We start from the raw sequence: 26,083 nt of genomic DNA, 5'->3' as shown, positions 1-26,083 counted from the left end.
GATCGAAATGTGGGCGCGAGCAAGCCCGCCCACAGTTTGATCTGTGTGGAGTCATAATAAATAGCTCGCCAAAGCCCCCCCGCAACCCCCTAGAATGCCGTTCTTCTTCCTCAGGCATCCGGGGCATTCATGCACATCTCATCCGGCCGCTGGGTCTACGGTTTATCCCTGGCCCTGCTGACCGCGCTGCTTTGGGGTATTTTACCCATCAAGCTCAAGCAAGTCCTGCAGGTCATGGACCCGATCACCGTAACCTGGTTTCGCCTGACAGTGTCCGGTCTGTGTCTGTTCATCTACCTCGCTGCCGTCAAGCGTTTGCCCAGCCGAAAAGTATTGGGGCCAAAAGGCGGTTGGTTGGTAGCGATGGCGGTGTGCGGGCTGGTGGGCAACTACGTGCTGTATCTGGTGGGGTTGAAATTGCTGAGCCCCGGTACCGCGCAACTGGTGGTGCAAGTGGGGCCGATCTTTCTGATGATCGCCAGTGTGTTCATCTTCAAGGAGCGCTTCAGCGTGGGGCAGGGCATGGGCCTGCTGGTGCTGATTATCGGTTTCGGGTTGTTCTTCAACCAGCGCCTGGAAGAACTGCTGACGTCCTTGGGTAATTACACCGCCGGGGTGCTGACCATCCTGCTCGCGACCACCATCTGGACCTTCTACGCCTTGGGCCAGAAGCAGTTGCTCACGGTATGGAACTCCTTGCAGGTAATGATGGTGATCTACCTGTCATGCGCCGTGCTGTTGACGCCGTGGGCGCATCCTCTGCAAGCACTGCAATTGAGTCCGCTGCAAGGCTGGCTGTTGCTCGCCTGCTGCCTGAACACGCTGATTGCCTATGGCGCGTTTGCCGAGGCCCTGGCCCATTGGGAAGCATCGCGGGTCAGCGCAACCCTGGCGATGACGCCCCTGGTGACCTTTGCCGCAGTTGCTGTTGCAGCGTGGCTGTGGCCCGAGTATGTGCATGCCGAGCAAATCAATGCGTTGGGTTATGGCGGTGCGGTGTTGGTGGTGCTGGGGTCGGCGACGGTGGCATTGGCGCCTTCGTTGTTCGCCGGGCTCAGGGCCCGGCGGATACGACTGTTGTAGCTGCTGCCGAGGCACGAGGCTGCGATGGGTGGCGAAGCGACCCCCGGAGGCGGTCCTGCGGACACGCATCGCAGCCCCGTGCCTCGACAGCGGCTACGGGCGTTAGACCATGTTCTCCGGCCGCACCCAGGCATCAAACTCTGCATCGGTCAGGTAACCCAGCTCCAGCGCCGCTTCCCGCAACGTCAGCCCTTCGGCATAGGCCTTCTTGGCGATTTCGGCTGACTTGTCGTAGCCGATATGCGGGTTCAGCGCCGTCACCAGCATCAAGCCACGCTCCAGGTGCTGGGCCATTTGCACCGTGTCAGGCTCCAGCCCTGCAATGCAATGCTGCTGGAAGTTGCTGCAGCCGTCGGCCAGCAAGCGAATCGATTCGAGCAGGTTGTGGATAATCACCGGCTTGTACACGTTCAACTGCAAGTGGCCCTGGCTGGCGGCAAAACCGATGGTCACGTCATTGCCCATCACTTGGCAGGCCAGCATCGACAGCGCTTCGCACTGGGTCGGGTTGACCTTGCCGGGCATGATCGAACTGCCGGGCTCATTGGCGGGCAACTTGACTTCCGCCAGCCCCGCCCGCGGGCCGGAACCCAGCAGGCGCAGGTCGTTGGCGATTTTCATCAAGGCCACGGCCAGGGTTTTCAGTGCGCCAGACAACGTGGTCAGCGGTTCATGCCCCGACAGTGCGGCGAATTTATTCGGCGCGGTGACAAACGGCAGGCCTGACAGCGCCGCCAGTTCAGAGGCGATCGCCTCGCCAAAGCCGTGGGGTGAGTTGAGCCCGGTGCCGACGGCGGTGCCACCCTGAGCCAGCTCGTACACGGCGGGCAGGGCGCTGCGAATGGCCCGTTCTGCGTAGTCCAACTGCGCGATGAACGCCGAGACTTCCTGGCCGAAGGTGATCGGTGTGGCATCCATCATATGAGTACGGCCGGTTTTCACCAGCTTCATATGGCGCGCCGACAATTCCGCCAGGCCGCCGGACAGCTCGCGGATGGCCGGCAACAAGTGTTGGTTGACCGCTTGGACAGCCGCAATGTTCATGGCGGTGGGGAAACAGTCGTTGGAACTCTGGGAGCGGTTGACATGATCGTTGGGGTGTACCGGGTCTTTGCCACCGCGGGGCTTGCCCGAGAGCTCGTTGGCGCGACCGGCGATCACTTCGTTGGCGTTCATGTTGCTCTGGGTGCCGCTGCCGGTCTGCCAGACCACCAGAGGGAACTGGTCGTCGTGCTGCCCGTCGAGCACTTCGTCGGCGGCTTGTTCGATCAGCCGGGCGATGTCGGCGGGCAGGTCACCGTTACGGTCGTTGACCCGTGCGGCCGCCTTCTTGATCAGGGCCAGGGCGTGCAGTAACGCCAGGGGCATGCGCTGGTCGCCAATGGCGAAGTTGACCAGCGAGCGTTGGGTCTGAGCACCCCAGTAAGCGTCGTCCGGGACTTGCACCTCTCCCAGGCTGTCGGTTTCGATACGGCTCATCGGGCACACTCCTTCCAAGACATGATTGCGCAGTTTAGGCCGTGATCGCTGTGAGGGGTTCCCCTGCGGTCTGTTTATCGACTTTCGTCGCGCAAATGCAGGCTCTATAAGGGGTGGGGTTGAGCGCTGAGGTTTTTTAGGCGCAGAATGGTCGCCCTTGGGGTTTTACCTCGCCTGCTAGAAAAGGAAACTCGATGACTCGTCTTCGTGCCATCTGTACCGCGGTTGCTCTGGTATGCGCCAGCGGCCAGGTTTTTGCCGATACCGCCAGCCACAACGCCAGTGCCGAAGCCTTCCTTACGCTGGCCCATGCCGACAAGCTGGGTACCCCGGTGTACATGCAAGTGCAGCAAATGTTCGCTCAGCGTTTCGAACAGACCAAGGCGCCTGCTACCAAGCAAAGCGTGCTGGACAGCTACCAGGCCAAGGCCAACGCTGCCCTGGACCAGGCTATCGGCTGGAACAAGCTCAAGCCTGACATGGTCAAGCTCTATACCACTAACTTCAGCGAATCCGAGCTCAAGGACCTGGTTGCGTTCTACCAGTCGCCCCTGGGCAAGAAAGTCCTGGAAAAAATGCCTCAGTTGACCCAGCAATCGGCCCAGATGACCCAGGCCAAGCTGGAAAGCGCGGTACCTGTGGTGAACAAGCTGTTGGAAGACATGACCAACGAGCTGACGCCTAAAGCCGCAGCACCGGCCAAAAAGAAGTAATCAGGAATGACCATGCAACAGCGTATTGAAGCGGCACTTGTCGCCCTGGCCCCGGAACACCTGAGCGTGCTGGATGAAAGCCATATGCACAGCCGTGGGTTGCAGACCCACTTCAAGGCCGTGCTGGTCAGCCAGCAGTTCGAGGGGCTCAACCGCGTCAAGCGCCACCAGAAGGTCTACGCCACCCTGGGTGACCTGATGAGCGAGTTTCATGCGTTGGCGCTGCATACCTATACGCCTGAAGAATGGGCGAAAATCGACGCAGCCCCGGCCTCGCCGACCTGCGCTGGCGGCCATAGCTGATCAGAAGGTGTTTCTGACACCTGGCATTTGCTAGAATCCGCAACGCGCCGCTCAGTCGGCGCGTTTTTTTTGCATCCGGTTCACCCTTTGCGAGGGTAGCCACCTGGAGAGATACATGACACACCCTATTGTCGTGGCGGCACTGTATAAGTTCGTCACCCTGAAAGATTACGTTGCCCTGCGCGAGCCACTGCTGCAAGCGATGGTCGACAACGGCATCAAAGGCACCTTGCTGATCGCCGAAGAAGGCATCAATGGCACCGTCTCCGGCAGCCGTGAAGGCATTGATGGCCTGATGGCCTGGCTCAAGAACGATCCGCGCATGGACGATATCGACCATAAAGAATCGTACTGCGACGAGCAGCCGTTCTACCGCACCAAGGTCAAGCTCAAGAAAGAGATCGTGACCCTGGGCGTCGAGGGTGTCGACCCCAACAAGAAAGTTGGCACCTATGTCGAGCCGCAAGACTGGAATGCGCTGATCAGCGACCCTGAAGTCTTGCTGATCGACACCCGCAATGACTACGAAGTGTCGATCGGCACCTTTGAGGGCGCCATCGACCCGAAGACCACCAGTTTTCGCGAGTTTCCCGACTACATCAAAGCCAACTTCGACCCGGCCAGGCACAAGAAAGTCGCCATGTTCTGCACGGGCGGCATTCGTTGTGAAAAAGCTTCTAGTTATATGCTCAGCGAAGGTTTCGACGAGGTGTATCACCTCAAGGGCGGCATCCTGAAATACCTCGAGGAGGTGCCTCAGGAAGAAACCAAATGGCAGGGCGACTGCTTTGTCTTCGATAATCGCGTTACCGTGCGCCACGACTTGAGCGAAGGCGACTACGATCAATGTCATGCCTGCCGCACACCGATCAGTATCGAAGACCGCGCGTCCGAGCACTACGTGGCTGGCATCAGTTGCCCGCACTGCTGGGATAAGCTCTCCGAGAAAACCCGTCGCAGCGCCATCGATCGACAGAAGCAGATTGAGCTGGCCAAGGCCCGCAATATGCCGCACCCGATTGGCTACAACTACAAGCAATCACCTTCCGAGGCCTGAGCCATGTCCGCGCGCCTGCTCTATGTAATGGATCCGATGTGTTCCTGGTGCTGGGGCTTCGCGCCAGTAGCCAAGGTACTGGTGGAGCAGGCGCAGGCCGCCGGCGTCGAGTTGCACTTGGTGGTGGGCGGCTTGCGCACCGGCAGTGGCGCGGCGCTGGAGCCGGCAACCCGGCGCTATATCCTCGAGCATTGGCAGGCGGTCACCGAAGCCACCGGTCAGCCGTTCAAGCTGGACGGTGCGTTGCCTGACGGCTTTGTCTACGACACCGAACCTGCCTGCCGCGCCCTGGTCACGGCCCGCAGCCTGGCCCCGGATTGCGCCTGGAAGCTGTTGGGCCTGATCCAGCGTGCGTTTTATGTCGAAGGTCGGGATGTCACCCAGGCCAGCGTCCTGGTGGAGTTGGCCGAGACCGCCGGCGTGCCGCGGATCGAGTTCGCCGAAGCCTTTGACCGTGCCGACCAGCATGCCGCCACTGCCGCCGATTTCACCTGGGTCCAGGACCTGGGTATTGCCGGCTTCCCCACGCTGTTGGCCGAGCGCAACGGCCAGTTGTCCCTGTTAACCAACGGCTACCAGCCGCTGTCCGAGCTATCGCCCTTGCTCGGTCGCTGGCTGGAGCGCGCCGCCTGTGCCTGATCAGCCCGACAGTACTGTGCCGCCCCGGCGTGTCGATCGCCTGACCTGGGCGGAAGTTCGCCGTCTGGCGCTGCATCACAAGAAATCCCTGTGGATCGCCAATGGCGTCGCCGTGCTGGCGACCTTGTGCAGTGTGCCGATTCCCCTGTTGTTGCCGTTGTTGGTGGACGAAGTGCTGCTCGGGCATGGCGACGCGGCCCTGAAGGTGATGAACCATGCGCTGCCGCTGGGCTGGCAGAAAGCGGCTGGCTATATAGGCTTGATGTTGCTGGTGACCCTGGCGTTGCGCTGCGGTGCCTTGGTGTTCAACGTGTTGCAGGCACGATTGTTCGCACGGCTGGCCAAAGACATCGTCTACCGCATCCGGGTGAGATTGATCGAGCGGCTCAAGCGGATTTCACTGAGTGAATACGAAAGCCTGGGCAGCGGCACCGTGACCACCCACCTGGTCACCGACCTGGACACGGTGGACAAGTTTGTCGGCGAGACCCTGAGCCGTTTCCTGGTGGCCATGCTGACCCTGGTGGGTACCTCCGGGATTCTGATGTGGATGCATTGGAAGCTGGCGCTGTTGATCCTGCTGTTCAACCCGTTGGTGATTTACGCCACGGTGCAGTTGGGCAAGCGGGTCAAACACCTGAAAAAACTGGAAAACGACAGCACTTCGCGGTTTACCCAGGCCCTGACCGAAACCCTCGACGCGATCCAGGAAGTACGCGCTGGCAACCGTCAGGGGTTTTTCCTCGGGCGCCTGGGCCGGCGTGCCCAGGAAGTGCGGGACTTCGCCGTCAACTCCCAGTGGAAAAGCGATGCATCGAGTCGTGCCAGCGGCTTGCTGTTCCAGTTCGGTATCGACATCTTCCGCGCGGCGGCCATGCTCACGGTGCTGTTTTCCGACCTGTCCATCGGCCAGATGCTCGCGGTGTTCAGTTACCTGTGGTTCATGATCGGCCCGGTAGAGCAACTGCTGAACCTGCAATATGCCTACTACGCGGCAGGGGGTGCGCTGACTCGGATCAACGAGCTGCTGGCACGGGCCGACGAACCGCAATACGCTGGTGGTACCGATCCCTTTGTTGACCGCGAGACCGTGGGGATCGAGGTCCGTGGCCTTGACTTCGGGTATGGTGAAGAGCTGGTACTTGACCAACTCAACCTGGTCATTGCGCCGGGCGAGAAGGTGGCGATTGTCGGCGCCAGCGGTGGCGGTAAAAGCACCCTGGTGCAACTGTTGCTGGGGCTCTATACACCACAGGCGGGCATAATCCGTTTTGGTGGCGCTACCCAGCAGGAGATTGGCCTTGAGACGATTCGCGAGAACGTTGCGGTGGTGCTCCAGCACCCGGCGTTATTCAATGATACCGTGCGCGCCAACTTGACCATGGGCCGCGAGCGCAGTGATCAAGCTTGCTGGCAGGCGCTGGAAATCGCCCAACTGGAGGCTACCGTCAAGGCTCTGCCTTTGGGGCTGGACAGTGTCGTGGGGCGCTCAGGGGTGCGTTTTTCCGGTGGGCAGCGTCAGCGTCTGGCTATCGCGCGGATGGTCCTGGCTGAGCCGAAAGTGGTCATACTCGATGAGGCCACCTCAGCCCTGGACGCGGCCACCGAGTACAACCTGCACCAGGCATTGGCACGGTTTCTCAGTGGTCGTACTACACTGATCATTGCCCACCGACTGTCGGCGGTAAAACAGGCTGACCGCGTGCTGGTGTTCGATGGTGGGCATATTGCCGAAGATGGCGACCATCAGCAGCTCATCGCCGACGGCGGGCTCTACGCCAAGCTGTACGGACATTTACAGCAGGTGCGCTGAGGTTGTTGAGTTTCAAGCGAATTTCTGTGCTTAGTACGTGAGTTCCCCGTGGGGAAAGCGGCTTTCCTGCTTCATTTCATGAAGTGGGCGCTAAATCGATCCGGGACATCCCTGTGGATGGACCGCATTTAGCTTGGGCTGTGCTGTCAGGAGCGGTTATCCACTGGCCTGTGCTTGTGCAAGGGACCTCATGAAGCAAAAGCGGACTCTCGGAACACCTCGGTTGTTGGGCATTGTCTGGCCATTTATTGCCGTCGTGCTGTTTCAGGCATTGATGGGCGGCGTCAGTCTTTACATGCTTTCAGCGGTGCGCGGCTACGTGGCAGGTGAAAGCCTCTGGTCCAAGGGCCAGAAAGACGCCATCTACTACCTGACGTTGTACGCGGACAGCCGCGACGAAGCCATCTTCCTTAAATACCAGAACGCTATTGCCGTGCCCCAGGGCGGGCATGAGCTGCGGGTGGCGCTGGACCGTCCTGCGCCAGACCTGGAGGCGGCGCGCCTGGGCATTCTCAAGGGCGGTAACCATCCTGATGACGTCTCCAGTCTGATCTGGCTGTACCTCAATTTTCGCCATTTCAGTTACCTGGAAAAAGCCATCGAGTTGTGGATGGTGGGGGATGGCTACCTGGTGCAATTGGATGACTTGGCGCAGGAGATGCACAGGGCGATTGTCAGTAATCAGGTGAACAGCGGCGACGTGAACCGCTGGAAAGAGCGCATCTTTGCCATCAACGACGGCGTGACGCCGGCCGCCAAGGCGTTCAGTGATGCCTTGGGCGAAGGTTCACGCATGATTTTGCGGCTTCTGCTGGTGATCAACCTGGCCACGGCCTTGGGCTTGATCGCCCTGGCGTTGTTGCGTACCCACAAGTTGCTGGCCCAGCGGCATGCCTTTGCCGATGCCCTGCAGCTGGAGAAGGAGAGGGCGCAGATCACCCTGGAGTCCATTGGTGACGGGGTGATTACCACGGATGTTGACGGCGCCATTGCCTACATGAACCCGGCGGCCGAGGTCCTGACCCACTGGAAAGCTCCCCAGGCGCAGGGGCTGCCGCTGGCAGCCTTGTTCAATCTGCTGGATGAAAACGCCCAGTCTGATGGTTTTACCCTGATCGAGCACATTCTTGACGGCCAGCTCAGTGGTGGCAGTGAACATTCGAAATTGATCCAGCGGATGGATGGCAGCACGGTTTCCGTGACGCTGGTAGGCGCGCCGATCCGCAGTGCGGGCAAGGTCAGTGGCGCGGTGCTGGTGCTGCATGACATGACTCAGGAACGGCAGTACATCGCCAACCTGTCCTGGCAGGCGACCCATGACGCCTTGACTGGCCTGGCCAATCGCCGTGAGTTTGAATACCGCCTGGAGCAGGTGCTGCACAACGTGGGGCACCAGCAAGCGGGGCGCCATGCATTGATGTTCCTCGATCTGGATCAGTTCAAGCTGGTCAACGATACCTGCGGGCATGCGGCAGGCGATGAGTTGCTACGGCATATCTGCGCGCTGTTGCAGTCCGGCCTGCGTGAAGGCGACACCCTGGCCCGTCTGGGCGGCGATGAATTCGGCATTCTGCTGGAGAATTGCCCCGCCTCTGCGGCGGAAAAAATCGCTGAAAGCCTGCGCCATACCGTGCAAAGCCTGCACTTTGTGTGGAAGGGCCGACCTTTTGTAACCACCGTCAGCATCGGCCTGGTGCACATCTCGCATACCCCCGCCACCCTGGAGACTTCGCTGCGAGCCGCCGACATGGCCTGCTACATGGCCAAGGAAAAGGGGCGCAACCGGGTGCAGGTCTATCACGCCGATGATTCGGAGTTATCCCTGCGTTTTGGCGAAATGGCCTGGGTGCAGCGCCTGCACATGGCTCTGGAGGAGGATCGCTTCTGCTTGTACGCCCAGGAAATTGCGCCGCTGGGGCATACCGAGCATGACAATGGACACATCGAGATCCTGTTGCGCCTGCACGACGAGGCCGGTCGGATTATCTTGCCCGACAGCTTTATTCCGGCCGCAGAACGTTATGGTCTGATGACCTCCCTGGATCGCTGGGTGGTAGAGAATGTATTCAAGATTATTGCTGGATGTATGTATGAGCGCCCGGGCCGCCCCATGGCCATGTGTGCGATCAATCTGTCAGGTATTACTATTGGCGATGATGCTTTTCTTGGATTTTTGCGTGAAAAGTTCACTGCCTACAACATACCTGCGGAAATGATTTGTTTTGAAATTACTGAGACCAGCGCGATCTCAAATTTGGGTAGTGCAATTCGCTTTATCAATGAACTCAAAGAGTTAGGTTGCCATTTTTCCTTAGATGACTTCTGCGCCGGAATGTCCTCATTCGCATATCTTAAACATTTACCTGTAGACTTCCTGAAGATCGATGGAAGTTTCGTAAAGGATATGCTGGACGACCCGATTAACCGCGCGATGGTCGAAGTGATCAATCACATCGGTCATGTCATGGGTAAACGCACAATTGCCGAATTTGTCGAAACACCGCAGATCGAACAAGCCCTGCTTGAGATTGGTGTGGACTACGCTCAGGGATACCTGATTGAGCGCCCGCAGTTGTTTACCTTTGACAGCTTGCAGTGTCGGCCTGTACGGCCACAGCCCCAGTTATTCAAGGCGCCTGGCACGTTCCGCTGAAACATTTGCTGGTCTGTACAATCACACATCAAAAGGAGCTCGACAGTGATCGACACATTCAACAGAACCGGTCCGCTTATGGAAGCCTCAAGTTACCCCGCCTGGGCTCAGCAATTGATCCAGGACTGTAGTGAGAGCAAGCGCCGAGTTGTCGAGCACGAACTGTACCAGCGCATGCGCGATAACAAGCTCAGTGCCAAGACCATGCGCCACTACCTGATTGGTGGTTGGCCGGTGGTGGAACAGTTTGCGTTGTACATGGCACAGAACCTCACCAAGACCAAGTTCGCCCGTCATCCTGGGGAAGATATGGCGCGGCGCTGGTTGATGCGCAATATTCGCGTAGAACTTAACCATGCCGATTATTGGGTGCACTGGGCTCGTGCCCACGGTGTCAGCCTGGAAGAGTTGCAGGCGCAGAACGTGCCGCCTGAGTTGCATGCCCTGAGTCATTGGTGCTGGCACACCAGTTCGGCCGATTCACTGATCGTCGCCATCGCCGCCACCAACTACGCCATCGAGGGGGCTACGGGGGAGTGGTCTGCCGTGGTGTGTTCGACGGGCGTCTACGCGGCGGCCTTCCCTGAGGAAGATCGCAAGCGCGCGATGAAATGGCTGAAGATGCATGCCCAGTACGATGATGCCCACCCATGGGAAGCGCTGGAAATCATCTGCACGCTGGCCGGGATGAATCCGAGCAAGGCGCTGCAGGTCGAGTTGCGTCAAGCGGTGTGCAAGAGCTACGACTACATGTATCTGTTCCTGGAGCGTTGCATGCAGTTGGAGAAAGCGCCGGCAGTCCGTGAGCGTCCGACGCTGGTCGCCAGCGAGGCCTGATGCGGGGGTGGCGGGGTATGGTTACCCCGCCATTGCCAGGCGGTTGCGGCCTTCGCGCTTGGCCACATACAAGGCATTGTCCGCCCGGCGCAACACGCTCTCGGCGGACTCTCCAGCCAGCAATGTCGAGCAACCCAGGCTCACCGTCAATTCGATACATGTCCCATCCATCCAATAGTCCTGGGCCTGTGCTGCCTGGCGCAGGCGCTCTCCAACCATGGCTGCAGCGTCCCGGCCAGTGTTGGACAGCAGGATCAGAAACTCTTCGCCACCAAACCTGAACACCATATCCACATTGCGCAACTGGCTCTTGATCGAGGCGGCGACGGCCTTGAGCACCTTATCGCCAGCGGCGTGGCCATGGCTGTCGTTGATGCGCTTGAAGTGATCAATATCCAGCATCAGCAATGACAGCGGGTGCAGGTGCCGTCTGGCCATGTCGATTTCCCGTTGCAGGGTCTGGTCCATGGCGATGCGATTACCGGTTTCGGTCAGTGGGTCACGCAGGGCGCTGCGGGTTGCTGCGCGGTACAGCAGGGCATTGCGCATCGGGTAGAGCAGCGTCGCCAGCAGTGACTCCAGCTTGCCTTGCTCGTCGTCCAGAAAGCGCTGATTGCGCCGAAAGACCAACTCGCCCAGATGCTCGCCTTCATGGCTGAGGGCGTAACTCACGCAGTGGTGGCCTCGCTGACCGTATTCCAGGCGCAAATCGCTGGTTTCGTGACGGTATTGCAGGGCGTCGAGGGGGACCAGGCGTTGGATTTCCCGGAAAAACAAACCGAGGATGCGCTCAGGCTCCAGGCTGGTCTGCAATTGCAGGCTCAGTTGCTGGCGAAGTTGGGTGGCTGTGGTGGGGCGCCGTGCGAGAAGAGAAGGTTGACCAAAGCCCAGGCGTTGCAATTTGGCGCTATCGAAGTCAATTGCGTTGGTCTGGGTCGGTGTTTTCATAAACTGATAGGCCTCTAAGCACTTAATGCTGCCTTACAGGCTGGATGGGAGCGGCGAGTGCCAAGCGTCTTCCTGTTCCTTCAGTTCCGTAGGACATGGGGATAGTCTAGACCGCTTTGCCGGGGGTTATAACCCCTGTTTCCGGCCACACGTCGTGTCTTTGTGCCACCTGTGTGAGAGAGGTCTCGACGAAATTCGTGCCATTTGCCTTGACTGAGTGAAAGCGCTTTTAATTCAGTTGGTTGGGTTTTTGGCGGGAAATGGGGTGGGTGAGGAAGGGCGGTAAGCTGGCGTAGGAGCTGTTGAGTGTCAGGTGGATCCTCAGGGATCGCCGCTTTACTCGACAGCTCCTGCGAGCTTTATTGCGCGTCGAACGCCTGTCCGTTGATGCCGGTGCTGTCCGGACCCATCAGGTACAGGTATACCGGCATGATTTCTTCAGGTGTCGGATTATCAGCAGGATTTTCTCCAGGGTAGGCTTGGGCGCGCATGCTGGTGCGGGTTGCGCCTGGATTGATGCTGTTGGCGCGCACGGGCGCGACGGTGTCGAGTTCATCAGCCAGGGTCTGCATCAAGCCTTCGGTGGCAAACTTCGACACCCCGTAGGCGCCCCAATAGGCGCGGCCCTTGCGGCCTACGCTGCTGGAGGTGAACACCACCGAGGCGTCCTGGGACAGCTTGAGCAGTGGCAGCAGGGTGCTGGTGAGCATGAACATGGCGTTGACGTTGACTTGCATCACCCGCATGAAGTTCTCGCCGGACAATTGTTCGATCGGTGTGCGTGGGCCGATGATCGATGCGTTGTGCAGCAGGCCATCGAGGTGGCCGAACTCCTGTTCAATCATTGCTGCCAGTTCGTCGTACTGGTGGGGCAGGGCGGTCTCCAGGTTGAACGGAATCACGACGGGCTGTGGGTGGCCGGCCGCTTCGATCTCGTCATAGACCTGGGCCAGGTTGGCTTCGGTCTTGCCCAGCAACAGCACAGTGGCGCCATGGGCGGCATAGGTTTTTGCCGCTGCCGCGCCAATACCGCGACCGGCACCCGTCACCAGGATGACCCGGTCTTTGAGCAGTTCTGGGCGTGCGGAGTAATCAAACATAAACGACCTCTACAGAGTTCACAGGGTTCAGCAGCTGCACAGCGCGTTATCCAGCACCTGACGCAACTCCAGCGGATGATTCACCACGACATCGGCACCCCAGTTGCGCGGGTTGTCGTCCGGGTGAATATAACCGTAGGTGACGGCGGCGGTGCGGGTCCCGGCGTCACGTCCCGATTCGATATCTCGTAGGTCATCGCCGACGAACAGCACGCTGGCCGGGTCCAGGTCGAGCATCTTGCAGGCCAGGATCAATGGCTCTGGATCCGGCTTACTGTTTTTCACGTGGTCCGGGCAGATCAACAACGCCGAGCGCTCGGCCAGGCCCAGTTGTTTCATGATTGGTTCGGCAAAGCGCAATGGCTTGTTGGTAACCACGCCCCAGATCAGCTTGGATTTTTCGATGTCGGCCAGCAGCTCGGCCATCCCGTCGAACAATTTGCTATGGGTCGCGCAGCCCTTGAGGTAGCGCTCCAGAAACTCCAGGCGTAGCTCTTCAAAGCCCGGAGATTGCGGGTCAATGGAAAAGGTCACTGCGACCATTGCCCGGGCACCGCCGGAAATTTCATCGCGGATGTGCTGGTCATTCATCGGCGGCAGGCCGCGCTCGGCACGCATGGCCTGGCAGATGGCGATAAAGTCCGGCGCGGTGTCCAGCAGGGTACCGTCCATGTCGAAAAGAACCGCTCGCAACTTCACAGGCTTACTCCTCTCGCAGGGTCTGGATCATGTAGTTGACGTCAACGTCGCTGGCCAGTTTGTAATGCTTGGTCAGCGGGTTGTAGGTCAGGCCGATGATATCCTTGACGGTCAAGCCGGCCTGGCGGCTCCACGCACCCAGCTCGGAGGGGCGGATGAATTTCTTGAAGTCATGGGTGCCGCGAGGCAGCAGTTTCATGATGTATTCAGCGCCGATGATCGCGAACAGATAAGCCTTCGGATTACGGTTGATGGTGGAGAAAAACACCTGGCCGTCCGGCTTGACCATGCGAAAGCAAGCGCGGATCACCGACGAAGGGTCAGGCACGTGCTCCAGCATTTCCAGGCAGGTGACCACGTCGAATTGCTCGGGCATCTCTTCTGCCAGGTCTTCGGCGGTGATCTGCCGATATTCGACGCTGACGCCCGATTCCAGCTGGTGCAGTTGGGCTACGGCCAGTGGCGCTTCACCCATGTCGATGCCCATCACGGTCGCGCCGCGCTGAGCCATGGCTTCGCTGAGGATGCCGCCGCCGCAGCCTACATCCAGTACCTTTTTGCCGGCCAGATTGACCCGTTCGTCGATCCAGTTGACGCGCAGCGGGTTGATGTCGTGCAGGGGTTTGAACTCGCTTTCGCGGTCCCACCAACGATGGGCCAGGGCTTCGAATTTGGCGATTTCAGCGTGGTCGACGTTGCTCATGGGTCATCCTCTAAATCTGATAAAACGGTTTGCCGGTCCCGAGACAGGGCTCAGGCACGGCGTTATTCGGTGTGCCCGCTGATGCGTTGGCCCCAGGCGATGGCTGTGGCGCACAACTGTTGTTCATCCAGACGGGTCAGTTGCCGGTCGTCGAGCAATTGCTTGCCGCCGACCCAAAGGTGTTTCACACAATCGCGTCCAGTGGCATATATAAGCTGTGAGACCGGATCGTAGATCGGTTGTTGCGCCAGGCCCGACAGATCGAAAGCCACTATGTCTGCGGCCTTGCCGACTTCCAGTGAGCCGATTTCGCTTTCCTGGCCCATGGCTCGCGCCCCATTGAGGGTGGCCATGCGCAAGGCGCGATGGGCATCCAGTGCCGTGGCCGAACCGGCGACGGCCTTGGCCAGCAGCGCTGCGGTACGGGTCTCGCCCAAAAGATCCAGGTCATTGTTGCTGGCGGCGCCGTCGGTGCCTACTGCCACATTGACGCCGGCTTGCCACAGACGTTCCACCGGGCAGAAGCCGCTGGCCAGTTTCAGGTTCGATTCAGGGCAATGGATGACGCTGCTGTTACTTTCTACCAGTAAAGCCAGGTCGTCATCGCTGATTTGGGTCATATGAACGGCCTGGAAGCGCGGCCCGAGCAACCCCAGACGCCCAAGGCGGGCCAGCGGCCGCTCGCCGTGCTGTTCCATCGACTGCTGCACTTCGAAGGCTGTCTCGTGAACATGCATGTGGATGCCGGCGTCCAGTTCTTCGGCGATCACCCGGATTTTCTCCAGGTTTTCATCGCAGACGGTATACGGCGCATGCGGGCCGAAGGTGATTTTGATCCGTGGGTGATGCTTGAGGTCGCCAAACAGCTCAACGCCTTGGCGGATAGCCTCGTCGGCAGTGCTGGCGCCGGGAATCGGGAAATCCAGGATCGGGATGGCGATCTGTGCACGAATGCCGCTGTTGTGCACCCGTTCGCTGGCGACTTTCGGAAAGAAGTACATGTCCGAAAAACAGCTGATGCCACCTTTGATTTGCTCGGCAATGGCCAGATCGGTGCCATCACGTACGAAGGCTTCATCAACCCACTTGGCCTCGGCGGGCCAGATGTGGTTTTCCAGCCAGGTCATCAGCGGCAGGTCGTCGGCCAGGCCGCGAAACAGGGTCATCGCCGCATGGCCGTGGGCGTTGATCAGGCCGGGGCTAAGCAACATGCCCGGTAATTCCCGGACTTCGCTGACGGCCAGTTTCAGCGCTTGCGCGCGTGGTCCGATAAAGGCAATACGCCCGTCGCGGATGCCCAGGCCGTGCTCTTTGAGTACCACGCCAGCAGGCTCGACCGGCACCAGCCAGGTTGGCAGTAGCAACAAGTCCAGCGGGGCGGCAGGTGGGGTCATCGCGAGCGTCGTCCAAGGCTGTTATTAAGAAGTGGCGAAGTATACCCGAGCGTCTTGGCTGGCGGATCGCTATAATCGGCGGCTTTTGTTCATGAGTGCGGGGTGAGGGATGCGCGACCGACTGTTGGCTGCGGAGAAGGTGAAGGCCATCGATTGGCGTGATGGCACTCTGTACCTGCTTGATCAGCGCAGGTTGCCATTCGAGCAAACCTGGGTTGCCTGCGCCAGTGCGGCGGCCGTGGCCGAGGCCATTCGTTCGATGGTCGTGCGGGGTGCGCCGGCCATTGGTATAAGCGCTGCCTATGGTCTGGTGCTGGCCGCCCGTGAGCGAATCGCCGAGGGCGGTGACTGGCAGGCTGCGTGGGAAGAAGACTACGCGCTACTGGCCGATACCCGTCCGACTGCGTCGAACCTGTTCTGGGCCCTCAAGCGGATGCGCGACCGCCTGGACCGTCTGAAGAAACACGCTGATCCGCTGGTGGCTCTGGAAGCTGAGGCTGTTGCGATCCATGAAAGTGATCGGGAGGCCAATCTCACCATGGCCCAGCTCGGCGTCGAGTTGATCCGCAAGCACCAGGGCAATGCGCAGGCCATTCTGACCCATGGCAATGCTGGCGCGCTGGCCACCGGCGGCGTCGGCACGGCCCTCGGGGTGATTCGTGCAGCCTTCCTGGAAGGTATGGTCGAGCAGGTTTATGTCAATGAAACGCGCCCTTGGCTGCAAGGTTCGCGGCTGACGGCCTGGGAATTGGCGGGCGAGGGCATCCCGGTCACGGTGAATGCCGACTCAGCGGGCGCACACATCCTCAAGACCAAAGGCGTAACCTGGGTGATCGTCGGCGCCGATTGCATTGCGGCCAATGGTGACGTGGTCAGCAAGATCGGCACCTATCAGTTGGCCGTGTGTGCCATGCACCACGGCGTGCGTTTCATGGTGGTAGCGCCGAGCTCCACCATCGACATGATGCTGGCCAGTGGCGATGAAGTTTCCCTTGAGGAGCGTGACAAGCGTGAACTGCTGGAGGTCGATGGCAAGAGACTTGCCGCCGATGTGGGCGCGTTCAACCCGGTGTTTGATGTGACGCCGGCGGACTTGATCGATGTCATCGTCACGGAAAAGGGCATTGTCGAGCGGCCGGACACGGCGAAACTGGCGCAGTTGATGTGTCGTAAGCGGCTGCATTAAGGGTTTCTGCCCTCTAAATCCGGCTTGGATCCGGCTCTAAGCCCCTCTCGTCTCCTTTAAGCCTGTCACCGGTCAACTAACTATGCTCCATGCGCATCAGGGGGATAGGTGCGTGGCGGCGATTGTGATAACATTCGGCGGTTTCCAGGGTCGCCCCAAGGGGTGACCTTTAATGCGCAGATCCGTGTCATAACTCGTTGATTTGTCGTAAGTCGTTGCCAGGCACCATGCCAGCAGCGACGAGCTTCGTTCGTCCCATATGGATGTGACGAGGTTTCACCCGAAAAAGGAATCAGGCTTCTCATGGGCGAACTGGCCAAAGAAATCCTCCCGGTCAATATCGAAGACGAGCTGAAACAGTCCTACCTCGACTACGCGATGAGCGTAATTGTCGGTCGGGCACTGCCTGATGCGCGCGATGGCTTGAAGCCCGTGCATCGGCGTGTGCTGTTCGCGATGAGCGAGCTGGGTAACGACTGGAACAAGCCGTACAAGAAATCTGCCCGTGTTGTCGGTGACGTGATCGGTAAGTATCACCCTCACGGCGACACTGCGGTGTACGACACCATCGTTCGGATGGCCCAGCCGTTTTCCCTGCGCTACCTGCTGGTAGACGGTCAGGGCAACTTCGGTTCGGTCGACGGCGATAACGCAGCAGCCATGCGATACACCGAAGTGCGCATGACCAAGCTGGCACATGAGCTGCTGGCTGACCTGCACAAAGAAACCGTGGACTGGGTGCCGAACTACGACGGCACCGAAATGATCCCTGCGGTCATGCCGACCCGTATTCCCAACCTGTTGGTCAACGGCTCCAGCGGTATCGCCGTGGGCATGGCCACCAACATCCCGCCACACAACCTCGGTGAAGTCATCGACGGTTGCCTGGCCCTCATCGACAACCCTGAGTTGACCGTTGATGAGTTGATGCAATACATCCCGGGTCCGGACTTCCCGACCGCCGCGATCATCAACGGTCGCGCCGGTATCATCGAAGCCTACCGCACCGGTCGCGGCCGCATTTACATGCGTGCCCGCTCGATGATCGAAGACATCGACAAGGTCGGTGGTCGTCAGCAGATCGTCATCACCGAGCTCCCTTACCAGTTGAACAAGGCGCGTCTGATCGAGAAGATCGCCGAGCTGGTTAAAGAGAAGAAGCTTGAAGGCATCACCGAACTGCGCGACGAGTCCGACAAGGACGGTATGCGCGTCGTGATCGAACTGCGTCGTGGCGAAGTGCCTGAGGTGATCCTCAACAACCTCTACGCCCAGACCCAGTTGCAAAGCGTGTTTGGTATCAACGTGGTGGCGCTGATCGACGGCCGCCCACGGATCCTGAACCTCAAGGACCTGCTGGAAGCCTTCGTACGTCACCGCCGCGAAGTGGTCACTCGTCGTACCGTCTTCGAACTGCGCAAGGCCCGCGAGCGCGGCCATATCCTGGAAGGCCAGGCGGTTGCGCTGTCGAACATTGACCCGGTCATCGCTCTGATCAAGGCTTCGCCGACTCCGTCGGAAGCCAAGGAAGCACTGATCAAGATGCCGTGGGAATCCAGCGCTGTAGTGGCGATGGTTGAGCGCGCCGGTGCCGACTCGTGCCGTCCGGAGACCCTGGACCCGCAATACGGTCTGCGTGAAGGCAAGTACTTCCTGTCACCAGAGCAGGCCCAGGCCATCCTGGAGCTGCGTCTGCACCGCCTGACAGGTCTGGAACACGAGAAGCTGCTGGCCGAGTACCAGGAGATCCTCAACCAGATCGGCGAGCTGATCCGCATCCTCAACAGCGCAGTGCGCCTGATGGAAGTGATCCGCGAAGAGCTGGAAGTGATCCGCGCCGAATACGGCGACGTGCGCCGCACTGAAATTCTGGATGCGCGTCTCGACCTGACCCTGGGTGACATGATCCCGGAAGAAGAGCGCGTCGTGACCATTTCCCACGGTGGCTACGCCAAGACCCAGCCTCTGGCTGCGTACCAGGCCCAGCGTCGTGGTGGTAAAGGTAAATCGGCCACTGGCGTCAAGGATGAGGACTACATTGCTCACCTGCTGGTTGCCAACAGTCACACCACGCTGCTGCTGTTCTCCAGCAAAGGCAAGGTGTACTGGCTGAAAACCTACGAAATCCCGGAAGCGTCCCGCGCAGCCCGTGGTCGTCCGTTGGTCAACCTGCTGCCGTTGGGTGAGGGTGAATACATCACCACCATGCTGCCGGTCGAGGAATACACCGAAGGTCACTACATCTTCATGGCTACCGCCAACGGCACCGTGAAGAAGACCCCGCTGGAATCTTTCAGTCGTCAACGTAGCGTGGGCCTGATTGCCCTGGAGCTGGACGAAGGCGACGTGTTGATTTCCGCTGCTATCACCGATGGTGAGCGTGAAGTCATGCTGTTCTCCGACGGTGGCAAGGTCACCCGCTTCAAGGAATCCGACGTTCGCGCCATGGGCCGTACCGCCCGCGGTGTGCGCGGCATGCGTCTGCCGGAAGGGCAGAAGCTGATTTCCATGCTGATCCCGGAAGAAGGCAGCCAGATCCTCACCGCTTCGGCTCGTGGCTATGGCAAGCGTACCGCCATCAGCGAGTTCCCTGAGTACAAGCGTGGTGGTCAAGGCGTTATCGCCATGGTCAGCAACGATCGTAACGGCCGTCTGGTCGGCGCGGTCCAGGTGCTTGATGGCGAGGAAATCATGCTGATTTCCGACCAGGGCACTTTGGTGCGTACCCGTGTTGATGAAGTGTCGAGCCTGGGTCGCAACACCCAGGGCGTGACCTTGATCAAGCTGGCCAGCGATGAAACCCTGGTTGGTCTGGAGCGTGTCCAGGAGCCATCGGAAGTCGAAGGCGAAGAGCTGGAAGGCGAGGAAGGGATTGAGCTCGAGGGCCAGGTGATCGGCGGCGCCGATGACGGCGTCGACGAGCAACCACTCGACGCTGCCGCAGACGAAGAAGAGCCGCAGGAATAAGCGGACACACAGGGGGCGGATGAAGATTCGCCCCCTTGTTGTTTGTCCGGATGGAAATGTCGACACCCACGGCGATTCCTTGTGGGAGCGGGCTTGCTCGCGAAGGCGGACTGACATTCACTACAGATGTCGGCTGTTAGATCGCTTTCGCGAGCAAGCCCGCTCCCACATTGGATCGGGTGTCGGCTGATATGTTTGCGTGACTACCACCAGATCAGAGTGAGATTGGATGTGAGCAAGAGAGCCTATAACTTCTGTGCCGGTCCCGCGGCGCTTCCTGAAGCAGTCCTGCAGCGCGCGCAGGGTGAACTCCTCGACTGGCATGGAAAAGGCCTCTCCGTGATGGAAATGAGCCATCGCAGCGATGAGTTCGTGTCCATTGCCACCAAGGCCGAGCAGGATATGCGCGACTTGCTGGACATCCCATCCGACTACAAAGTGTTGTTCCTGCAGGGTGGTGCGAGCCAGCAGTTCGCCCAACTGCCGTTGAACCTGTTGCCTGAAGATGGCACTGCTGACTATATCGACATCGGTATCTGGTCGCAGAAGGCTATCGAAGAAGCATCGCGCTACGGCAACATCAACGTGGCGGGTACCGCCAAGCCGTACGACTATTTTGCGATTCCCGGTCAAAACGAGTGGAAGCTGTCCAAGGATGCGGCCTACGTGCACTACGTGCAGAACGAGACCATCGGCGGACTGGAGTTCGACTGGGTTCCTGAGGTCGGTGACATTCCCTTGGTGTGTGACATGTCTTCGGACATTCTCTCGCGTCCGATCGATGTGTCCCGCTACGGCATGATCTACGCCGGCGCGCAGAAAAACATCGGCCCGAGCGGCATCCTGGTCAATATCATCCGTGAAGACCTGCTGGGTCGTGCCCGCTCGCTGTGCCCGACCATGCTCAACTACAAGGTCGCGGCCGACAACGGCTCGATGTACAACACCCCGCCGGCCTTCGCCTGGTACCTGTCGGGCCTGGTGTTCGAGTGGCTGAAAGAGCAGGGCGGTGTGGCCGCCATGGGCAAGCTTAACGAAGAGAAGAAACGTACCTTGTACGACTTCATTGACGCCAGCGGCCTGTACAGCAACCCGATCAATCTGACCGACCGCTCGTGGATGAACGTGCCGTTCCGCCTGGCTGACGATCGCCTGGACAAGCCATTCCTGGCCGGCGCCGACGAGCGCGGCCTGCTGAACCTCAAGGGCCACCGCTCGGTGGGTGGCATGCGCGCCTCCATCTATAACGCTGTCGACCTCAATGCCGTCAAGGCGTTGGTGGCTTACATGGCAGAGTTCGAAAAGGAACACGGCTAATGTCTGAGCAAGAACTCAAGGCCCTGCGCGTACGCATTGACGCCCTGGACACCAAAGTCCTGGAGCTGATCAGTGAGCGTGCGCGCTGCGCCCAGGAAGTTGCGCGGGTGAAAATGGCCTCCCTGGCGGAAGGCGAAGTGCCGGTTTTCTACCGCCCGGAGCGTGAAGCCCAAGTGCTCAAGCGTGTGATGGAGCGTAACCAGGGGCCGTTGGGTAACGAAGAGATGGCGCGGTTGTTCCGTGAAATCATGTCTTCCTGCCTGGCCCTTGAGCAGCCATTGAAAGTGGCTTACCTCGGCCCTGAGGGTACCTTCACCCAGGCAGCCGCCATGAAGCACTTTGGTCATGCCGTGATCAGCAAGCCGATGGCGGCGATCGATGAAGTGTTCCGCGAAGTGGCGGCGGGTGCGGTGAATTTTGGCGTAGTGCCGGTGGAAAACTCCACCGAAGGCGCAGTCAACCACACCCTCGACAGCTTCCTTGAGCACGACATGGTGATCTGCGGCGAAGTCGAGTTGCGTATTCACCACCACCTGTTGGTGGGTGAAAACACCAAGACCGACAGCATCAGCCGCATCTACTCCCATGCCCAGTCGCTGGCCCAGTGCCGCAAGTGGCTGGACGCCCATTACCCGAATGTCGAGCGCGTGGCGGTGTCCAGCAACGCTGAAGCGGCGAAGCGGGTCAAGGGTGAATGGAACTCGGCAGCGATCGCCGGGGATATGGCAGCCGGCCTGTACGGGTTGACGCGCCTGGCCGAGAAAATCGAGGATCGCCCGGACAATTCCACGCGCTTCCTGATGATCGGCAGCCAGGAAGTGCCGCCTACCGGCGACGACAAGACCTCGATCATCGTCTCCATGAGCAACAAGCCTGGCGCGCTTCATGAGTTGCTGGTGCCGTTCCATGATAACGGGATTGACCTGACGCGAATCGAGACTCGTCCTTCGCGCAGCGGTAAATGGACGTATGTGTTCTTTATCGACTTCGTCGGCCATCACCGCGACCCGCTGGTCAAGGGTGTGCTGGAGAAAATCAGTCAGGAAGCCGTGGCACTCAAGGTGCTGGGCTCCTACCCGAAAGCGGTTTTGTGAGGCTTTAACATGAGTGGCAACTTCCTCGCCCTGGCACAGCCGGGCGTGCAACAACTGTCGCCTTACGTTCCGGGCAAGCCTGTGGACGAGTTGGCGCGTGAGTTGAATCTGGATCCGGCGAATATCGTCAAGCTGGCCAGTAACGAAAACCCGTTGGGCCCGAGCCCCAAGGTACTGGCGGCGATTCGTGAGGAGCTGAGCGAACTGACCCGTTACCCGGACGGTAATGGTTTTGCCCTCAAGTCCCTGCTGGCTGAAAGCTGTCGGGTCGAGCTCAGTCAGGTGACCCTGGGTAATGGTTCCAACGATATTCTTGAGTTGGTGGCGCGTGCTTATCTGGCGCCAGGCCTGAATGCGGTGTTCAGTGAGCATGCGTTTGCGGTCTACCCGATCGTCACCCAGGCGGTCGGTGCCGAGGCACGGGTGATTCCGGCCAGGGACTGGGGGCATGACCTGCCAGCCATGTTGGCGGCCATCGACGCCCAGACCCGTGTGGTATTTATCGCTAACCCGAACAACCCTACCGGCACTTGGTTCGGTGCCGAGGCGCTGGACGATTTCCTGCAGGATGTTCCGGAGCATGTGCTGGTAGTGCTGGACGAGGCCTACATTGAGTACGCAGAAGGCAGTGACCTGCCGGATGGCCTGGACTTTCTTGCGGCTTATCCGAACCTGCTGGTTTCGCGGACGTTCTCCAAGGCCTATGGTTTGGCGTCGCTGCGGGTTGGCTACGGGTTATCCACAGCCGTTGTGGCTGATGTGCTGAATCGCGTACGCCAGCCGTTTAATGTCAACAGTATTGCGCTGGCGGCGGCTTGTGCCGCTGTGCGTGATGCCGAGTATTTGGCTGAAAGTCGTCGTGTCAACGAAAGCGGCATGCTTCAGTTGCAGGAAGGTTTCCGTGAGTTGGGCTTGGGCTGGATTCCGTCCAAGGGCAATTTCATCTGCGTGGACCTGGGGCAAGTGGCGGCACCGGTGTTTCAAGGCCTGCTGCGTGAGGGCGTAATCGTGCGTCCGGTGGCCAACTACGGCATGCCGAACCACCTGCGTATCACCATTGGTTTACCGGCTGAGAACAGTCGCTTCCTTGAGGCGCTGGCCAAGGTCCTGGCTCGTGGTTGATGTCACTGTATTGCAACCTGCTGTTCCCCTGATCGGTCGCCTGGTGGTGGTCGGTCTGGGATTGATCGGTGGTTCCTTCGCCAAGGGCTTGCGTGAAAGCGGTCTGTGCGGCGAGGTGGTTGGCGTTGACCTGGATCCGCAATCGCGCAAGCTGGCTGTTGAGCTGGGTGTGGTGGATCGCTGTGAAGCTGATCTGGCGGTGGCCTGTCAGGGCGCGGACGTCATTCAGTTGGCGGTACCGATCCTGGCCATGGAGAAGTTGCTGACGTTGTTGGCAGGCATGGATCTGGGGCAGGCAATCCTGACGGATGTCGGCAGTGCCAAGGGCAATGTGGTGCGAGCGGCGCGATTGGCCTTTGGTGGTATGCCGGCGCGGTTTGTGCCGGGTCATCCGATCGCAGGCTCCGAGCAGAGTGGGGTAGAGGCGTCCAATGCGCAGCTGTTCCGTCGCCATAAGGTGATTCTGACGCCGTTGGATGAAACTGATCCGGCAGCCTTGGCGGTGGTTGATCGGCTTTGGCGTGAGCTGGGGGCGGATGTCGAGCATATGCAGGTTGAGCGACACGATGAAGTGTTAGCTGCGACCAGTCATTTGCCGCACTTGCTGGCGTTTGGCCTGGTGGATTCCCTGGCCAAGCGCAACGAGAACCTCGATATTTTCCGCTACGCCGCCGGTGGCTTTCGCGACTTCACCCGGATTGCCGGCAGCGATCCGGTGATGTGGCATGACATCTTCCTCGCTAATCGCGACGCGGTGCTGCGTACTTTGGATACTTTCCGTAGTGACCTTGACGCCTTGCGCGATGCGGTCGATGCGGGTGACGGCCATCAGTTGTTGGGTGTGTTCACTCGTGCGCGAGTGGCGCGGGAGCATTTCAGCAAGATTCTGGCCCGTCGAGCTTATATGGACACGGTCGCGAATGCGGATGACCTGGTTTTTCTCGCCAGCCCAGGTGGCTGTCTGAGTGGGCGGATTCGGGTGCCGGGGGACAAGTCGATCTCCCATCGGTCGATCATGCTGGGGTCTCTGGCGGACGGTATCACCGAAGTCGAAGGCTTCCTTGAGGGTGAAGATGCCCTGGCGACGTTGCAGGCTTTTCGTGATATGGGCGTGGTTATTGAGGGTCCGCATCATGGGCGCGTCACCATTCATGGGGTTGGCTTGCATGGCTTGAAGCCAGCGCCAGGTCCGATCTATCTCGGTAACTCCGGTACCTCCATGCGGCTGTTGTCCGGTTTGCTGGCGGCGCAGAGTTTTGACAGCGTCTTGACGGGTGATGCGTCGCTGTCCAAGCGCCCGATGAGTCGCGTGGCCAAGCCATTGCGGGAAATGGGTGCAGTTATCGAGACGGGGCCGGAAGGGCGGCCGCCACTGACCCTTCGTGGCGGTCAGGCGCTTAAAGGCCTGACCTATACACTGCCGATGGCCAGCGCCCAGGTTAAATCCTGCCTGCTGCTGGCCGGGTTGTATGCCGAGGGTAAAACCGCGATTACCGAGCCGGCGCCGACCCGTGACCATACCGAGCGGATGTTGCGTGGTTTTGGTTATCCGGTGGAGGTGGCGGGTGCTACCGCTTCGGTTGAGCCTGGCCATGCACTGACCGCGACGCATATCGAAGTGCCAGGAGATATTTCTTCCTCGGCGTTCTTCCTGGTAGCGGCCTCGATTGCCGAAGGCTCAGAGCTGTTGCTTGAGCATGTGGGTGTCAATTCGACCCGTACCGGGGTGATCGACATCCTGCGGCTAATGGGGGCTGATATCACGCTGGAAAACCTGCGTGAGGTTGGCGGCGAGCCCGTTGCTGATTTGCGTGTCCGCGCGGCGCCGTTGAAGGGTATCGAAATTCCCGGGGCGTTGGTTCCGCTGGCTATCGACGAGTTTCCAGTGTTGTTCGTGGCGGCAGCCTGTGCCGAAGGCCGAACGGTATTACGCGGGGCAGAGGAGTTGCGGGTCAAGGAGTCTGACCGAATCCAGGTCATGGCCGACGGTCTGCTCGCCCTGGGCGTGAAGTGTGAACCGACACTTGATGGGATTATCATCGACGGTGGCGTGATAGGCGGCGGCGAAGTCCATGCCCATGGTGATCACCGGATTGCGATGGCCTTCAGCGTGGCTTCCCTGCGGGCTGCTGCGCCGATTCGTATCCATGACTGTGCCAACGTGGCTACGTCTTTTCCGAATTTTCTTACACTGTGTGCCCAAGTCGGCATTCGTGTTGCCCAAGAGGCTCAATTGTGAATATCAAAGCACCGGTGATTACCATCGACGGGCCAAGCGGCTCGGGCAAAGGCACGATCGCCGGCATCCTGGCCAAGCGCCTGGGCTGGTGCCTGCTGGATTCCGGGGCGTTGTACCGCCTGCTGGCGTTCGCGGCGCGCAACCATGGGGTCGACCTGACCAACGAAGAATCCCTCAAGCTGCTGGCGGCGCACCTCGACGTGCAGTTTCTCGGGGCGACGGAAGGTCATCCGCAACGCATCATTCTGGAAGGGGACGATGTTACCGACGACTTGCGTAATGAGCAGGTGGGTGCCTGGGCTTCCCAAGTGGCGGCATTGCCGGCGGTACGTGATGCCTTGTTGCAGCGCCAACGGGCGTTTCAGGAGCCGCCGGGCCTTGTGGCGGATGGTCGCGACATGGGTACGGTGGTGTTTCCCGAGGCTCCGTTGAAGATTTTCCTGACCGCCAGCGCCGAGGAACGAGCCCGTCGCCGTTACTTGCAGTTGAAGGGCAAAGTCGATGGTGTTAGTCTGTCGAGTCTGCTAGATGAGATCCGTGCACGCGATGAGCGTGACACCCAGCGTGCGGTAGCCCCGCTAAAGCCGGCGGCTGACGCCATACAGCTGGATTCCACGGAGTTGTCCATCGAGCAGGTGCTGGAACGCATCTTGAGTGAAATCGCCATTCGCGATATCACCGGGTGACTCAGAAGGAGCGCAGGGGACCAGTCTTAGTCCTGCATTCCTTCTTTTATA

Annotated in this window: 21 protein-coding genes; 15 read left to right on the top strand and 6 right to left on the bottom strand. The window is 59.7% G+C overall.

Features of this window, described 5'->3' with window-relative positions; all coding sequences use genetic code 11:
• Nucleotides 1–129 precede the first annotated feature (129 nt).
• Nucleotides 130–1,083, top strand: coding sequence for a DMT family transporter (locus J7E41_RS22745; protein WP_214996420.1), 954 nt, complete (start codon nucleotides 130–132; stop codon nucleotides 1,081–1,083).
• Between the two features lie 102 nt (nucleotides 1,084–1,185).
• On the opposite strand, the gene J7E41_RS22740 is transcribed toward J7E41_RS22745, so the two are convergent.
• Entirely contained in the window at nucleotides 1,186–2,562 is a 1,377-nt protein-coding gene (locus tag J7E41_RS22740) for a class II fumarate hydratase (RefSeq protein ID WP_214996418.1), read from the bottom strand.
• A 194-nt stretch (nucleotides 2,563–2,756) separates the two neighbouring features.
• Here J7E41_RS22740 and J7E41_RS22735 point away from each other — a divergent pair, with 194 nt between their 5' ends.
• From J7E41_RS22735 to J7E41_RS22705, 7 genes are all read left to right on the top strand, one after another.
• Nucleotides 2,757–3,275: a DUF2059 domain-containing protein gene (locus J7E41_RS22735; RefSeq protein WP_169353689.1), complete on the top strand. Its 519-nt coding sequence runs from the start codon at nucleotides 2,757–2,759 to the stop codon at nucleotides 3,273–3,275.
• A 6-nt stretch (nucleotides 3,276–3,281) separates the two neighbouring features.
• Complete coding sequence (locus J7E41_RS22730) at nucleotides 3,282–3,578, top strand: BolA family protein (RefSeq protein ID WP_214996416.1); 297 nt, start codon at nucleotides 3,282–3,284, stop codon at nucleotides 3,576–3,578.
• A gap of 115 nt (nucleotides 3,579–3,693) precedes the next feature.
• Entirely contained in the window at nucleotides 3,694–4,635 is a 942-nt protein-coding gene (locus tag J7E41_RS22725) for a rhodanese-related sulfurtransferase (RefSeq protein WP_214996414.1), read from the top strand.
• Between the two features lie 36 nt (nucleotides 4,636–4,671).
• Nucleotides 4,672–5,274 (top strand): DsbA family protein, encoded by a 603-nt coding sequence (locus J7E41_RS22720; RefSeq protein WP_214996466.1) that lies wholly within the window; start codon nucleotides 4,672–4,674, stop codon nucleotides 5,272–5,274.
• Complete coding sequence (locus J7E41_RS22715; RefSeq protein ID WP_214996412.1) at nucleotides 5,267–7,087, top strand: ABC transporter ATP-binding protein; 1,821 nt, start codon at nucleotides 5,267–5,269, stop codon at nucleotides 7,085–7,087. The genes J7E41_RS22720 and J7E41_RS22715 overlap by 8 nt, the downstream gene beginning before the upstream one ends.
• A gap of 190 nt (nucleotides 7,088–7,277) precedes the next feature.
• A complete protein-coding gene (locus J7E41_RS22710; RefSeq protein WP_214996410.1) occupies nucleotides 7,278–9,740 on the top strand; it encodes an EAL domain-containing protein in 2,463 nt (820 codons plus the stop codon).
• Nucleotides 9,741–9,818: 78 nt separating this feature from the next.
• Nucleotides 9,819–10,577, top strand: a complete 759-nt coding sequence (locus J7E41_RS22705; RefSeq protein WP_251029631.1) for a TenA family transcriptional regulator — start codon at nucleotides 9,819–9,821, stop codon at nucleotides 10,575–10,577.
• A 21-nt stretch (nucleotides 10,578–10,598) separates the two neighbouring features.
• Here the strand turns inward: J7E41_RS22705 and J7E41_RS22700 are convergent, their stop codons facing one another.
• The 5 genes from J7E41_RS22700 to J7E41_RS22680 form a co-directional block, all read right to left on the bottom strand.
• Complete coding sequence (locus J7E41_RS22700) at nucleotides 10,599–11,525, bottom strand: GGDEF domain-containing protein (RefSeq protein ID WP_214996408.1); 927 nt, start codon at nucleotides 11,523–11,525, stop codon at nucleotides 10,599–10,601.
• 359 nt (nucleotides 11,526–11,884) lie between these two features.
• A complete protein-coding gene (locus J7E41_RS22695) occupies nucleotides 11,885–12,625 on the bottom strand; it encodes a YciK family oxidoreductase (RefSeq protein ID WP_214996406.1) in 741 nt (246 codons plus the stop codon).
• Between the two features lie 27 nt (nucleotides 12,626–12,652).
• On the bottom strand, nucleotides 12,653–13,324 hold the full coding sequence (mupP, locus tag J7E41_RS22690) for an N-acetylmuramic acid 6-phosphate phosphatase MupP (protein WP_214996404.1): 672 nt from the start codon (nucleotides 13,322–13,324) through the stop codon (nucleotides 12,653–12,655).
• Between the two features lie 4 nt (nucleotides 13,325–13,328).
• On the bottom strand, nucleotides 13,329–14,027 hold the full coding sequence (gene ubiG, locus J7E41_RS22685) for a bifunctional 2-polyprenyl-6-hydroxyphenol methylase/3-demethylubiquinol 3-O-methyltransferase UbiG (RefSeq protein WP_214996402.1): 699 nt from the start codon (nucleotides 14,025–14,027) through the stop codon (nucleotides 13,329–13,331).
• Between the two features lie 62 nt (nucleotides 14,028–14,089).
• Nucleotides 14,090–15,421, bottom strand: a complete 1,332-nt coding sequence (locus J7E41_RS22680) for a TRZ/ATZ family hydrolase (RefSeq protein ID WP_214996400.1) — start codon at nucleotides 15,419–15,421, stop codon at nucleotides 14,090–14,092.
• Between the two features lie 109 nt (nucleotides 15,422–15,530).
• On the opposite strand from J7E41_RS22680, the gene mtnA reads away from it, so the two are divergent.
• The 7 genes from mtnA to cmk all read left to right on the top strand — a co-directional run bounded on the left by mtnA (nucleotide 15,531) and on the right by cmk (nucleotide 26,032).
• On the top strand, nucleotides 15,531–16,607 hold the full coding sequence (gene mtnA / locus J7E41_RS22675; RefSeq protein ID WP_214996398.1) for an S-methyl-5-thioribose-1-phosphate isomerase: 1,077 nt from the start codon (nucleotides 15,531–15,533) through the stop codon (nucleotides 16,605–16,607).
• A gap of 303 nt (nucleotides 16,608–16,910) precedes the next feature.
• The gene (gyrA, locus tag J7E41_RS22670; protein ID WP_214996396.1) at nucleotides 16,911–19,574 is read left to right on the top strand and encodes a DNA gyrase subunit A; all 2,664 of its coding nucleotides are present in this window, start codon (nucleotides 16,911–16,913) and stop codon (nucleotides 19,572–19,574) included.
• 231 nt (nucleotides 19,575–19,805) lie between these two features.
• Nucleotides 19,806–20,891 carry a 3-phosphoserine/phosphohydroxythreonine transaminase gene (serC, locus tag J7E41_RS22665; RefSeq protein ID WP_214996393.1) on the top strand — a complete coding sequence of 362 codons (1,086 nt, stop codon included), beginning with the start codon at nucleotides 19,806–19,808 and terminating at the stop codon, nucleotides 20,889–20,891.
• The gene (gene pheA / locus J7E41_RS22660; protein ID WP_029298704.1) at nucleotides 20,891–21,985 is read left to right on the top strand and encodes a prephenate dehydratase; all 1,095 of its coding nucleotides are present in this window, start codon (nucleotides 20,891–20,893) and stop codon (nucleotides 21,983–21,985) included. The genes serC and pheA overlap by 1 nt, the downstream gene beginning before the upstream one ends.
• Nucleotides 21,986–21,994: 9 nt before the next feature.
• Nucleotides 21,995–23,107 carry a histidinol-phosphate transaminase gene (gene hisC, locus J7E41_RS22655; protein ID WP_214996391.1) on the top strand — a complete coding sequence of 371 codons (1,113 nt, stop codon included), beginning with the start codon at nucleotides 21,995–21,997 and terminating at the stop codon, nucleotides 23,105–23,107.
• Between the two features lie 28 nt (nucleotides 23,108–23,135).
• The gene (locus J7E41_RS22650; protein ID WP_251029634.1) at nucleotides 23,136–25,346 is read left to right on the top strand and encodes a bifunctional prephenate dehydrogenase/3-phosphoshikimate 1-carboxyvinyltransferase; all 2,211 of its coding nucleotides are present in this window, start codon (nucleotides 23,136–23,138) and stop codon (nucleotides 25,344–25,346) included.
• Nucleotides 25,343–26,032, top strand: coding sequence for a (d)CMP kinase (gene cmk, locus J7E41_RS22645; protein WP_169353705.1), 690 nt, complete (start codon nucleotides 25,343–25,345; stop codon nucleotides 26,030–26,032). Before J7E41_RS22650 ends, cmk begins: the two co-directional genes overlap by 4 nt.
• Nucleotides 26,033–26,083: the final 51 nt, after the last annotated feature.

It is taken from the genome of Pseudomonas fluorescens, assembly GCF_018614655.1.
Classification (GTDB): domain Bacteria; phylum Pseudomonadota; class Gammaproteobacteria; order Pseudomonadales; family Pseudomonadaceae; genus Aquipseudomonas; species Aquipseudomonas fluorescens_BX.
This window is presented reverse-complemented; position numbering and strand designations above follow the sequence as displayed.